16 protein-coding genes and 1 other annotated feature (1 of these 17 cut by a window edge) are annotated in these 12,785 nt (G+C 37.1%); all 16 genes read left to right on the top strand.

The annotated features are described in order from the left end of the window. Positions 1-33 precede the first annotated feature (33 nt). The 16 genes from ftsW to ACP3VS_RS01825 all read left to right on the top strand — a co-directional run bounded on the left by ftsW (position 34) and on the right by ACP3VS_RS01825 (position 12,684). Complete coding sequence (gene ftsW, locus ACP3VS_RS01900; protein WP_012293158.1) at positions 34-1,113, top strand: putative lipid II flippase FtsW; 1,080 nt, start codon at positions 34-36, stop codon at positions 1,111-1,113. 20 nt (positions 1,114-1,133) lie between these two features. Continuing rightward, positions 1,134-1,967 (top strand): cell division protein FtsQ/DivIB, encoded by an 834-nt coding sequence (locus ACP3VS_RS01895; protein ID WP_325881162.1) that lies wholly within the window; start codon positions 1,134-1,136, stop codon positions 1,965-1,967. Then, entirely contained in the window at positions 1,945-2,673 is a 729-nt protein-coding gene (locus ACP3VS_RS01890; protein WP_031418920.1) for a DUF881 domain-containing protein, read from the top strand. The genes ACP3VS_RS01895 and ACP3VS_RS01890 overlap by 23 nt, the downstream gene beginning before the upstream one ends. A gap of 98 nt (positions 2,674-2,771) precedes the next feature. Continuing rightward, positions 2,772-3,491 (top strand): DUF881 domain-containing protein, encoded by a 720-nt coding sequence (locus tag ACP3VS_RS01885; RefSeq protein WP_031418921.1) that lies wholly within the window; start codon positions 2,772-2,774, stop codon positions 3,489-3,491. A gap of 3 nt (positions 3,492-3,494) precedes the next feature. After that, on the top strand, positions 3,495-3,866 hold the full coding sequence (locus tag ACP3VS_RS01880; protein ID WP_008173872.1) for a small basic family protein: 372 nt from the start codon (positions 3,495-3,497) through the stop codon (positions 3,864-3,866). Positions 3,867-3,961: 95 nt separating this feature from the next. Further along, positions 3,962-5,245 (top strand): cell division protein FtsA, encoded by a 1,284-nt coding sequence (gene ftsA / locus ACP3VS_RS01875; protein WP_012293163.1) that lies wholly within the window; start codon positions 3,962-3,964, stop codon positions 5,243-5,245. Between the two features lie 53 nt (positions 5,246-5,298). Beyond that, complete coding sequence (gene ftsZ, locus ACP3VS_RS01870) at positions 5,299-6,456, top strand: cell division protein FtsZ (RefSeq protein WP_031418922.1); 1,158 nt, start codon at positions 5,299-5,301, stop codon at positions 6,454-6,456. A 190-nt stretch (positions 6,457-6,646) separates the two neighbouring features. Beyond that, positions 6,647-7,480, top strand: a complete 834-nt coding sequence (locus tag ACP3VS_RS01865; protein ID WP_031418923.1) for a sigma-E processing peptidase SpoIIGA — start codon at positions 6,647-6,649, stop codon at positions 7,478-7,480. Positions 7,481-7,493: 13 nt separating this feature from the next. Continuing rightward, on the top strand, positions 7,494-8,201 hold the full coding sequence (gene sigE / locus ACP3VS_RS01860; protein ID WP_025113851.1) for an RNA polymerase sporulation sigma factor SigE: 708 nt from the start codon (positions 7,494-7,496) through the stop codon (positions 8,199-8,201). Positions 8,202-8,315: 114 nt separating this feature from the next. After that, a complete protein-coding gene (gene sigG / locus ACP3VS_RS01855) occupies positions 8,316-9,089 on the top strand; it encodes an RNA polymerase sporulation sigma factor SigG (protein WP_012293168.1) in 774 nt (257 codons plus the stop codon). Between the two features lie 140 nt (positions 9,090-9,229). Next, positions 9,230-9,466 (top strand): PRC-barrel domain-containing protein, encoded by a 237-nt coding sequence (locus ACP3VS_RS01850; protein WP_031418925.1) that lies wholly within the window; start codon positions 9,230-9,232, stop codon positions 9,464-9,466. Positions 9,467-9,555: 89 nt separating this feature from the next. Then, positions 9,556-10,260: a YggS family pyridoxal phosphate-dependent enzyme gene (locus ACP3VS_RS01845; RefSeq protein ID WP_031418926.1), complete on the top strand. Its 705-nt coding sequence runs from the start codon at positions 9,556-9,558 to the stop codon at positions 10,258-10,260. After that, positions 10,244-10,741 carry a cell division protein SepF gene (locus ACP3VS_RS01840; protein WP_031418927.1) on the top strand — a complete coding sequence of 166 codons (498 nt, stop codon included), beginning with the start codon at positions 10,244-10,246 and terminating at the stop codon, positions 10,739-10,741. The genes ACP3VS_RS01845 and ACP3VS_RS01840 overlap by 17 nt, the downstream gene beginning before the upstream one ends. Positions 10,742-10,761: 20 nt before the next feature. After that, the gene (locus ACP3VS_RS01835) at positions 10,762-11,043 is read left to right on the top strand and encodes a YggT family protein (protein ID WP_025113856.1); all 282 of its coding nucleotides are present in this window, start codon (positions 10,762-10,764) and stop codon (positions 11,041-11,043) included. 232 nt (positions 11,044-11,275) lie between these two features. Further along, complete coding sequence (locus ACP3VS_RS01830) at positions 11,276-12,064, top strand: RNA-binding protein (RefSeq protein ID WP_012293172.1); 789 nt, start codon at positions 11,276-11,278, stop codon at positions 12,062-12,064. Positions 12,065-12,159: 95 nt separating this feature from the next. Beyond that, the gene (locus tag ACP3VS_RS01825; protein WP_012293173.1) at positions 12,160-12,684 is read left to right on the top strand and encodes a DivIVA domain-containing protein; all 525 of its coding nucleotides are present in this window, start codon (positions 12,160-12,162) and stop codon (positions 12,682-12,684) included. Between the two features lie 100 nt (positions 12,685-12,784). Continuing rightward, position 12,785, top strand: a binding site (T-box leader) (it continues 227 nt past the right edge of the window).

Here is a 12,785-nt window from a genome sequence, read left to right as displayed (position 1 = left end):
GTAACTATTTTAGAATATACTTGACTTGGAAGGATGGCATTACTGAGAGGGAAAGAAAGCTACTTATTGCTCGTCACAACTTTGATGCTATCAGTAATCGGCATTATTTTCGTCTATTCTGCGGGGACTTATTGGAGTGCCATTCATTATAGTGGAAAAATGCCGTTTTATATGAAGCAAAGCGTATACTTTGTGGTAGCCATAATTGTATTTTTAATCACAATTCGATTAAATATTTTGAGAGAGCAGTCCTTTTGGAAAATGGCCTATATATTTTCGTTAGTCTTACTTGTTCTAGTGTTAATACCTGGTATTGGGCTAGTGCGAAATGGCTCGCAAAGCTGGATTGGGATTGGTCCATTGACAATCCAGCCAGCGGAGATAACGAAAATAACAGTCATTGTTTACCTGAGTCATATTTTAGCGCAGCATAAAACAGGAACGCCAGTTGTTAATTGGCGCCATGCTTTAATCCTCCTAATCCCTGTTGTTTTGATTATGTTGCAGCCTGACTTTGGTTCAGTATTTATTCTTGTTGTTGCTGTATTTTTATTGTTTTTTGTCGCTGGCTACCCGTTAAAGCTATATGCCATGATTATGTTAGCTGGTATAGCTGGACTAGTAGGACTAATTGCGACTGCACCATATCGACTAAAGCGAATAGAAGCATTCCTCGATCCATGGGCTGATCCCTTAGTAAGTGGATTCCAAGCAGTGCAATCACTTATGGCGATAGGTCCTGCTGGAATTTTTGGTCATGGTTTTGGACAAAGTCGGCAAAAGTTTCTATATTTGCCTGAGCCACAAAATGACTTTATTTACGCTATTATTTTGGAGGAGATCGGCTTGATTGGTGGTCTCGTTATTTTAGCACTTTTTGTACTGACAATTTATGCAGGCTATAGATTTGCTGTACAGGCTAAAAGCCGAACATCCTATTATGCGATTATAGGGTTAGTCACAATGCTGATGGTGCAAGCGTTTCTTAATATAGCTGTTGTAATAGGTTTAGTACCCGTAACGGGTGTTACATTGCCTTTTATCAGCTACGGAGGAACATCTTTAGTCACAATGTGGTTAATAATAGGTATTATTTATCAATTAGCGAAATAAATATAAAGGAGGAGTACTTTTTGGAGAAAGTAATTGATATAGAAGATCGTATACCTACGCTAAAAAAGCGACGAAAAAAGCGTACAAATCGTAAATTCATCGTGCTAATATTACTTTTCTTTATTGTGTTAGCAGTACTCCTTTATTTTCAATCTCCATACAGTAACATCAATAAAATAACAGTCAATGGTGCTAAGCTGGCAAATAATGAACATTATGTGGAGACAAGTACCCTGGCGCTAGGTAAATCAATGTGGGGTTTCAAAATAGAAGATGTGGAGAAGCTTCTGTTGAAGGATAAATGGGTAAAAGAAGCACATGTTAAACGTAACTGGCTTCGAGGCGTAACGATTGATGTGAAAGAGTGGAAAAAAGTTGCGTATTTGGCTGGGGACGGCACCTATTATCCACTGCTTGAAAATGGTGAACGTTTTGAGCAAAAAGGAAATGATACGCCAATTGATGCACCTGTTTTTATTGGTATTACTGGCGAAAAAACAATCAAAAAACTTGTTGAACAGTTAGCACAATTAAAACCAGAAGTATTAGCTTTAATTTCTCAGGTTAACACGAATAGTAATGATACAAATCCGAACGCGGTAAAGCTTTATATGAATGATGGATATGAGGTACGAGCTGTTATTCAGACGCTTGCGGAGAAGTTAAATTATTACCCCTCCATTGTTGCACAAATTGCAAATTTAGAAAAAGGCGTGATTGATTTAGAGGTCGGTTCCTATTATCGCCCTTTTAACGAGGAGTACAACAAAATAAGCATCGATATGGAAGCTAATGCAGATGGGGAAATGGTTGACCAGGAAGTGACAGAGGATGAACAACAAAAAGATGAATAGCAAAGGAAGTTTTTTTTCAAGAAAACAATTTGAATTACTGATTGTTTGTGTGACAACAGGATTTATTATCGGCTATTCATATAATCAGGCAAAAGATAACCGGGAAGCAGGCACGATTAATTCAGAGCTATTTGAGCAAGAAGATTCTTATCGTGAGGAATTGATCACTCAACAAGAACGTAATAAAGAGCTATCGGATGAGCTAAATAGTCTACAGGAACAAATTCGAAAGTATGAAAAATCATTTGCTTCTAATGAGAAGGATTATAAAGAACTTGTGGAACAAGCAGAGGATTTACGGCTTCTACTTGGTGAATTGAAGAGTGAGGGAAAAGGAATAAGAATCACTCTCCAGGATGGTGACTATGATCCAAAATCTTTGAATCCGAATGACTATATTGTTCATGAAAGTCATGTTTTTAAATTGTTGAATGAACTGAAGATATCGGGTGCTCAGGCAATTGCTATTAATGGGCAACGTGTCATGGCCAATTCCTATATCCGATGTAATGGTCCTGTAATAACTATTGATGGTACACAGCATCCCGCTCCTTTTGTGATAGAAGCTGTTGGAGATTCCGATACTTTAATAGCATCTTTAAATTTAAATGGCGGTGTCGTTGATCAATTATTAAATGACAATATTGTAGTGTCTTTAGAAGAACATCAAAAACTTACAATGCCAAGAGTAAAAGTAGAAAGTTAAGGACAAGACCTATTTCATGTTTAAAGTCTAATTTTAGCCTCTAGGAAAGTTTTACATTGAATTCTGAGGGGCATACGATACGTCTAGGAGGGGCTATTTTGCGAAGAAATATGTACACCCGAATAACGATCGTGCTATTTATTATCGGTTTGATGATAGCGGTACAATACAATACCATACAAAAACCAGCAGAGCGAGATACACGAGATATTTGGGCAATAAGAGAGGAATTAGCACAAGAAAAGCAAAGACATTCCGCATTACTGGCAGAAATTCGCTCACTTCATGAAGTAGTGGATCGCTATGAGCAATCTGAAAAAGTAAATCAGCAAGCCGCTTTACATGAAACATTGAATCGTTTAAAGCAACAGGCTGGACTAACAGAAGTGGTAGGGCCTGGTGTCAGACTTCGTATTGAACCCGCACCTGAATTAATAGAGATGGGTTATGAAATCAAAGAGATATCGCCTGATTTATTAACCCAATTATTAAATACGCTGTTTAAAAACGATGCAACAAGTGTTTCAATAGATGGCAATCGTGTTGTTCAAACAACAGCCATTCGGGACATAAATGGGAAGACAACGGTGAATAGTGTACCATTGTCGACACCTAAATTTGATATATATGTTGGGACAAGCGATTTTAAAGCAGCTCAAAAAATGTATAATTCGCTTCAAGCCTCAACGTTTATAGATTCATTTTATTTAGATAATTTTAATTTAGTGATTGAAGAGCCAATTGATCAATTACAAATTCCAGCATTTGATCAGCGATTGACAAATGATTACTTAGCAGAGGTAAAAAAAGGAGATTAATTTATGTGGCTACCATTTTTAGGTTTGATATTTGGACTTGCCCTTGGCTTGTTAACAAATATACAAATCCCCTCTATGTATGAAAATTATCTGTCAATAGCTGTTTTAGCAGCTTTAGATACATTATTTGGTGGTATCCGTGCTCAATTACAGCAAGTGTACGACGATAAAGTTTTTGTATCAGGATTCTTTTTTAATATAGTTCTCGCAGCAGGGTTAGCTTTTATAGGTGTGAATTTAGGGATAGATTTGTATTTAGCAGCTATTTTCGCTTTTGGGGTACGTTTGTTCCAAAATATAGCAATAATTAGGCGTATATTACTAACACGGTTGGATGAGAAACGTCACAAGAAAGAAAAAACTTCCATAGATTAAGAGAAAAATTGACCAAAATACTCGATTTGCTTAGACATTATGCCAAATTTACAATAGAATGAAAATAAGAGCATTTTTCAAGGAGGTGCAGCGAATTGAATCAGCAAGATTTATACATTTCACTTGATATTGGATCCTCCTCTATCAAGGTATTAATAGGTGAAATGAGTGACGGACAATTACATGTAATTGGCGTCGGAAATGTAAAATCGAATGGGGTTCGAAAAGGAGCAATTGTTGATATAGATGCAACAGTTCAATCTATTCGAAAAGCAGTAGAACAAGCCGAACGAATGACAGGTTATCAAATTCACGAAGTCGTTCTAGGCGTTCCTGCTAACCAAACGATGTTACAGCTAGTTAAAGGTGTTGTCGCTGTAAATAGTGAAAACAGAGAAATTACAGATGATGATTTAGACAGAGTGGTAGAATCTGCACAAGTCATGTCAATACCTCCTGAACGTGAATTAGTTAACATCATTCCAAGACAGTTTATTGTGGACAACCTTGATGAAATTAAAGATCCTCGTGGTATGATTGGCATTCGTCTAGAAATGGATGCAACCATGATAACGACATCCAAAACGCTTTTACACAATGTACTTCGTTGTGTTGAGCGTGCCGGTTTAAGTATACGAGAAATATATTTGCAACCATTAGCATCAGGCTACTTTGCATTAACTGAAGATGAAAAAAACCAAGGAACTGCCTTTATCGATATAGGAGGCGGATCTACTACAATCGCAGTATTTGAAGAGGGATTGCTAACGCATACAGGTGTCATACCAGTTGGTGGTGATCATATAACGAAAGATATTTCTATCGTCTTAAAGACACCAACAGAACAAGCTGAAAATATCAAACACCAATTTGGACATGCCTTTTATGATGATGCATCTGACGATGAAATCTTTGAAGTACCAATTGTAGGAACAGATTCTACTGATCAATATAGTCAACGCTATATATCAGAAATTATTGGCGCACGCCTAGAAGAATTACTAGAATTAGTGATTGACGAGTTAGCACGTCTAGGTGTTAGAGATTTACCAGGTGGCGTTGTTATAACGGGTGGTGTTGCTAAACTTGAAGGTATCGCCCAGTTAGCGCGTCAAATTCTACAAACGCGTGTAAGAATTTATACACCCGATTATATTGGCGTTAGAGAGCCTTCATTTGCAACAGCGGTTGGACTTATTCGTTACGCCTATTTAGAAGATGATTTTTACGGTAAAAGTACGAATACGCAACCTGTTGAATATGCAGCTGTAGGAGCTCAAGCAGCTATGCCTAAAAAGCAAGAGTATTCTGCACCTTCAGAACCAAAAGAAAGCGTAATTGGGAAAGCAAAAAAATTATTTGATAAGTTTTTTGATTAACTAGAATGCGTAATGATTGATACAGAGTCGAGTTACCGTGGGAGGAAAAAGAGATGTTAGAATTTGATACAAATGTAGATGAACTTGCAGTAATAAAGGTCATAGGTGTTGGTGGCGGCGGTAACAACGCTGTCAATCGAATGATAGAACATGGTGTACAGGGTGTTGACTTTATCGCAGTTAACACTGATTCACAGGCATTAAATTTATCAAAGGCAGAAGTTAGGCTTCAAATTGGAGCGAAACTGACGCGTGGTTTAGGTGCAGGTGCAAATCCAGAAGTAGGGAAAAAGGCTGCTGAAGAGAGCCGCGAGCAATTAGAAGAGGTTCTACGTGGTGCAGACATGGTATTCGTCACTGCTGGTATGGGTGGAGGAACCGGTACGGGTGCAGCGCCAGTAATTGCACAAATTGCTCGTGAATTAGGAGCACTAACAGTAGGTGTTGTGACACGTCCATTTACGTTTGAAGGGCGTAAACGTCAAACACAAGCTATCGGCGGCATTGGTAGTATGAAAGAAGCTGTGGATACGCTAATTGTTATCCCGAACGACAAGCTATTACAAATTGTCGATAAATCAACACCAATGTTAGAAGCTTTCAGAGAAGCAGATAACGTACTTCGTCAAGGTGTTCAAGGTATTTCAGATTTAATTGCAACCCCTGGTCTTATTAACTTAGACTTTGCAGACGTGAAAACAATTATGTCAAACAAAGGCTCAGCATTAATGGGTATCGGTATTGCTACTGGTGAAAACCGTGCTTCAGAAGCAGCAAAGAAAGCCATTTCAAGTCCATTACTAGAATCATCTATCGATGGTGCTAAAGGTGTTCTTATGAATATTACAGGTGGCTCTAATCTTAGCTTATTTGAAGTACAAGAAGCGGCAGATATCGTAGCTTCTGCATCTGACGAAGAAGTAAATATGATTTTCGGTTCTGTTATTAATGAAAACCTTAAAGATGAAATCATTGTTACAGTTATCGCAACTGGTTTCTCAGAGGAAGCTTTACAGCAACAACGTAATACAACAAAACCATCGCTCAATATAAATAGACAATCTGCTCCACAACAACAAGCACCGATTCGTGAACAACGACAAGAAGTGCATGTTCAACAAGAGCAGCCACGCCAAAATCAGCAACATTATGCACAGGATGACATGCTTGAAGTCCCAGCATTTTTACGCAATCGCAAAAATCGCGGTTAATTGAAAAAACAACTTCTAAAAAGCTCGTATTTTACATATGTAAAATACGAGCTTTTTATTTTTGTTGTCGAGATGTTCATTTGTGTAAGGAAACCATGTATTTTGTCAAAACATTTTAAGGAAATGGTGCGATTGTTTGACAATATTTGTGGGAGTAACATGCTAACTTTGTAAGTAGGAGGCGGCTGTTATGTATGGAGAATGGCTGGTGCTCATTAATACGCTTTTCAATCTAGCAATACTCACGTTTACCGCAAGAGTAACAGGGGTTTTGGTCAAGAATTCAAGATTATTAATGAGTTCATTTTGTAGTAGTTTAGTAGCTGTAATTGGCGGTCAAATGCTGTGGTCAACGGTACTTAGTTTTATATTGCTCATAGGTATAGCTTTTCGCTTTAAGATTCGAAGCTTCCAAAAGCAAGGACCGATCGTTTTAACAGCAACGATCGTTATCGGCGGATTGCTAACAGCACTACAACCCTATTTAAAAAATCTTTCTGCCAACCATTTTATAATGATTTGTTTTGTACTAGCAGTTTTAAATCTTGTTGCATTTTATAAGCAATGGGGTTTTGTTAAACTAGAACGTTTAAGTGGACAATTTGTATTTGATACAACTTTAAAAATCTTTGGTTCGATAATACCACTTTCAGCTTTTGTGGACACAGGAAACCAAGCAATCGAGCCGCTTTCAGGGAAACCTGTTCATTTCGTCTCTTATACAGCTCTAAGCCCACATTTACCTGCCGATTTTTGCAAATCATTAGTAGAATGGCAAGAAACAGATCCGTACAATGTATCTATGTTTTCAGAAGATTATCAGCGTTATATTCGATTTATTCATATCAATACCGTACAACAACAAACCGTTGTTCTTGGTTTTCGCTTTGATGAGTGGTTGATAAAGGGGGAGCCTTCACAGGTGAAATCGAATGAATATATCGTTTTAACAAAAAAAGCAAAAAATTTTCCACATAGCACAGCAGCAATTTTACATTTTTCAGCGCTTTCAAATAACTCATAGAGGGGGAGAACTATTGCTTCTTAGGCTACTTGCTAGCTTGAAAAAATTTTGGAGTAAGTTTCGTAGTCGTGAAACGTACTATATAGGGGGAAATGATTCATTGCCAGTGCCACTAAGTCGAGAAGAAGAAGTTACAGTCATTGCATCCTTTATGAAAGGTGATTTACGAGCTAGAGACACACTAATTGAACGTAATTTACGTCTTGTTGTTTATATTGCTAGACGTTTTGACAATACGGGAACGCCAATCGAAGATTTAATCAGCATTGGTTCTATCGGATTAATAAAGGCAATTGAAACGTTCAATACAGATAAAAATATTAAGCTTGCAACATACGCATCTCGATGCATTGAAAATGAAATTTTAATGCATTTACGAAAAACAAGTCGTATGAAGGGTGAAGTATCATTAGACGAACCTTTAAACTCTGATGCAGATGGAAATGAATTATTACTGTCAGATATTTTAGGTACGGAAGAGCACATTATTCTTGATAATGTGGAGAAAAAAATTGAACGGCAGCATATGTTCCATGCCATAAATTTATTAGGTGCACGTGAACGATATATTATGGAATGCCGTTTTGGTCTCAATGGAAAAGTAGAAATGACGCAAAAAGAAGTAGCAGATCATTTAGGGATATCACAATCATATATTTCCCGTTTAGAAAAGAAAATTATTCAAGATTTACGTGAAAATTTAAATCAGCCAATTTCTTAGAAAGGGAAAATTATCCTACCTAAAATTGGTCATAGCTTTTGTGCATATTCTTGTTTCTCTCGGACAAACTGATGTCACGGTTTAGTCAGAGAATAACATCCGGAGGAATCGAATATGCGAACAAAAGTAGATCTTTGCGGCTTAGATACATCGACTTTGCCAATTTTAAAGCACGAAGAAATGAAGGAGCTCTTCATTCGTTTACAAGCCGGTGAAACTGAAATCAGAGAAGAGCTTGTCATGTGCAATTTAAGGTTAGTGCTAAGTATTGTTGGTAGATTTGCCTATAGAGGTGAACAGGCAGATGATTTATTTCAAGTAGGCTGTATTGGCCTCATGAAAGCCATTGATCATTTTGATTTAAAGCATAATGTAAGATTTTCAACATATGCTGTCCCAATGATCATTGGTGAAATTCGTCGCCATCTGCGTGATCATCATGCATTACGAGTATCTCGTTCTTTAAGGGATATTGCCTATAAGGCAATGCAGGCAAAAGAACAGTGGATAACCGAAAATTTGCGCGAACCAACGATTGAAGAAATTGCTGACATGATTGACATGAAAAAAGAAGATGTTTTATTTGCTTTAGATGCTATTCAAGACCCAATGTCATTACAAGAGCCCATTTATTCAGATGGTGGGGACGCTGTTTATATGATGGACCAATTACGTGATGATGATGTATCAGAAGATCAATGGGTTGCCTACGTGTCGGTAAAGGAAAGCTTGCAGAAACTAGATGAACGTCAGCAAATGATCGTGGCAAAACGATTTTATTATGGAGAGACACAAACTGAAATCGCTAAGGAATTAGGGATTTCACAAGCACAAATTTCACGTCTTGAAAAGAATGCAATTGAAACAATGCAAAAAGATTACAAATAAAAAATGCGCATCGAATTATTCGGTGCGCATTTTATCTTCATTCAATGAACAGTTGATACATAAATATAAAGAGACAGCAAAGTTTGGTGATAGAGAAAAATAATTTAGGTGAAAGAGTACTGGATAGAGGAGGTTATTTATTGCGGTTCTCAATGTTACAGCAAAAGGAAGTAATTGAAGCAGGAAATGGACGATTTATAGGATTTGTGGTAGATGCTGAAGTATCGAAAGAAACGGGCTATGTAACAGCATTTTTAATTGCTGAGCCCCGAAAATATCTTGGTTTTTTTAAAGGAGAAGAATCTGTAAGAAAAGTGTATATGAAAGATGTGCTTGTTGTTGGCAAGGATGTCATTCTAGTCAAGGCACTTTCCTAAATAGCTGACATAGGTCAGGCTATTCATTGATAAATCAAGCATTGCTTGTTACAATAAGAGAAACTAATGTTGTAAAGTTGGGAAAAACAGTGACAAAAATCTTAGCAAATTTAAACAAATTAAATGATTTAATAGCAGCAGCAGAAACAAGAGTCAATCGCGAAGCCAATAATGTCCAAATAATAGCTGTGACGAAAGAGGTTTCTGTAGAAAGAACGCAAGAAGCTATCGAAGCTGGATTGACTCATTTAGGAGAAAACCGACCGGAAGGCTTAAATCGTAAAATATCTGCGATTCAAGCTGATGTCAATTGGCATTATATAGGGTCCCTACAAACACGTAAAGTAAAACAAGTGATTAACAGCATTGATTTTTTACATTCATTAGATCGTTTGAGTTTGGCAGAAGAAATTGAAAAAAGAGCAGTAAAGCCCGTTAAATGTTTTATCCAAGTAAACGTTTCTGGGGAAGAATCAAAACATGGTTTAAGCATGGAAGAAGTATTACCTTTTGTAGAATCATTGAGAAGCTTTACAAAAGTCCAAGTTGTCGGTTTAATGACCATGGCACCAAACACAGAAGACGAAGCACTTATTCGTTCTGTATTTAAGCAATTAAAACAATGTCAACAGCAAATAGCCGAGCAAGGATTCGCACACGCACCTTGTACCGAGTTATCAATGGGCATGTCTAATGACTTTGAAATTGCGGTAGAGGAAGGGGCTACTTTTGTTCGAGTCGGAACGGCTCTTGTTGGAAATGAAAGAGGGGAACAGGATGAGCATGAAAAATAAAATTAAAAACTTCTTTTACCTTGAAGAAGAACTAGAAGAAGAAATCACGCAAGCTCCTATTCAGCAGCAACAACCCGTACAACAACAGCAACCGATTCATTCAGTAAAGCCTAAAAAAACAATTAAAGAACGTAAGGCATCGATCCATGAAATTGTGCCGCAAAGTACAGCTACTCCTAATAATATTGTTAGCTTGCAAGCTGCGATGAGTTCCAAGGGAGCAAAAGTTGTCTTAATAGAGCCTAGAGTCTATGCAGAAGCACAAGATATCGCGGAACATTTAAAAAATAAACGTGCAGCTATCGTCAATTTACAACGTATTGAACGAGAGCAAGGTAAACGCATTATTGATTTTTTAAGTGGCACAGTCTATGCCCTTGCAGGGGATATTCAACGTATCGGGAAAGATATTTTCCTTTGCACTCCAGATAATGTAGAAGTAACTGGTGAAATTACAAACTTTATTTTAGACGATAATTAATAGCGAGGATTGTAGTTTATATGACTTTTTTTATAATACTTGGTTATGTATCTTTAGCATTTAGGATTTATTCGTTTATGCTAATTGCATATATCTTAATGTCTTGGGTGCCTGCCGCTCAAAATTCAGCCATTGGACGAATGCTTGAAAAAGTGTGTGAGCCTTATTTGGGGATATTCCGAAAGTTTATCCCTCCGCTTGGTATGATTGATATTTCACCAATTGTGGCGATCTTTATGCTGAATTTTATTGAAAGAGGACTTGTTATAGTCATTCAGAAAATATTTCTTATGTTCGTATAGATATAAAATCCTCACGTTTTAGTGGGGGTTTTTTATTTATATGGAGTATAGAAAAAACGTAACAAAGAAATGTTGCCCTAAAGCTTTAAGCAGATGTCACAAATTTTAAAGGGTCCATTTCGAGTGAATTAGAAAAAATTTGATGCAATGATGTCAAAGTACCAATGATTGGGAATACTATGTTTATCTAATTATTGAAGCAAATAGGGACGATGAAAGAGGAGACAACAAGATGGAGCACTTGATTCAGCATTTTCGGAAAGATGAGCAACCTTTTATTGAACAGGTAATAAGCTGGCAGCGGGAGGTAGAGGATCGCTATGCACCTAAGCTGACTGATTTTCTTGATCCAAGACAGCGCTTTATAGTGACATCTATTATTGGACAGGATGACTCAATGAATACATTATGTGCAGGGCTATTTAATGAAGCAGAGAGACAACGTATGCTCATTTATCCAGCCTACTATGAGCCTACAGAGAAGGACTTTCAACTGACAGCTTTTACACTTCAGTATCCCGTTAAATTTGTACAATTACGCCATCCAGATGTTTTAGGAGCCTTATTATCATTAGGGTTAAATCGTAGTAAGTTCGGTGATATTCGCGTTAATGACCATCAGATTCAATTTGTCGTTGCACAGGAAGTGGCTGAATATGTGCGTCTACATTTAACTGGCATTGGTAAAGTAAAGGTACATGTTGAATCTCTTAAAGAACAGGAGCCTCTCCTTATCAATGAAGAGGAATGGTTAGAGGAATCTTACACAGTTACCTCCATGCGACTAGACGTTATTATTGCAACAGTTTTGAAAGTGTCTCGTCAAAAGGCACAAGCTTTAATTACAGGTAAAAAAGTGCGTGTAAATTGGACAGAGCGTGATGCCGTTGCTTTTGAATTACAAGAAGGGGATATTCTATCGATAAGAGGAAGCGGTCGTATGAAAATAATTATGACAGAAGGCCGTACAAAAAAAGATAAAATCCGTCTACAAGTCGGTCGATTGGCCCAAAAAAGCTAAAAGAAAAGTAAATTTCATTAATTTATACTGCTAAGTTGTCGGAAGAATTGTATAATAGGAAATACGAATGTACACGAAAAGGAGAGAAGGATTGTATGCCATTATCACCTATTGATATACATAATAAGGAGTTTACAAAAGCTTTCAGAGGCTATGCTGAAGATGAAGTAAATGAATTTTTAGATCAAATCATTAAAGATTATGAAATTTTGTTGCGTGAAAAAAAAGAGGTTGATAAGCAACTAGAAATGGCCTTAGAACAAGCGAGGCATTTTAGCACTTTAGAAGAGACCTTACAGAAGTCTATTGTTGTTGCGCAAGAAGCAGCAGATGAAGTGCGAAGAAATTCTCAAAAAGAGGCAAAGCTTATTGTCAAAGAGGCAGAGAAAAATGCTGATCGAATCGTTAATGATGCTTTAACGAAAGCGCGTAAGGTAACGATTGAAATTGATGAGCTTAAAAAACAGTCAAAAGTTTTCCGTAATCGTTTCAAGATGCTAGTCGAAGCTCAGCTCGATTTATTAAATGCGGATGATTGGGATCATTTACTTCAGTATGATATCGATTTAACAGAGATTCAAGCATCTGTAGATGAAGCGCAAGAATCAGAAGATATGTAGCTTTACTTTTCATTGAGATGATCAAATTTAAATGAAACTTGACGCGATTGTTTGAATTTCATATACTTTGTAATAGTAATTATTTTGTACAGACATATGCA

The organism is Lysinibacillus sp. VIII_CA, assembly GCF_049943995.1.
Taxonomy (GTDB): domain Bacteria; phylum Bacillota; class Bacilli; order Bacillales_A; family Planococcaceae; genus Lysinibacillus; species Lysinibacillus pinottii.
This window is presented reverse-complemented; position numbering and strand designations above follow the sequence as displayed.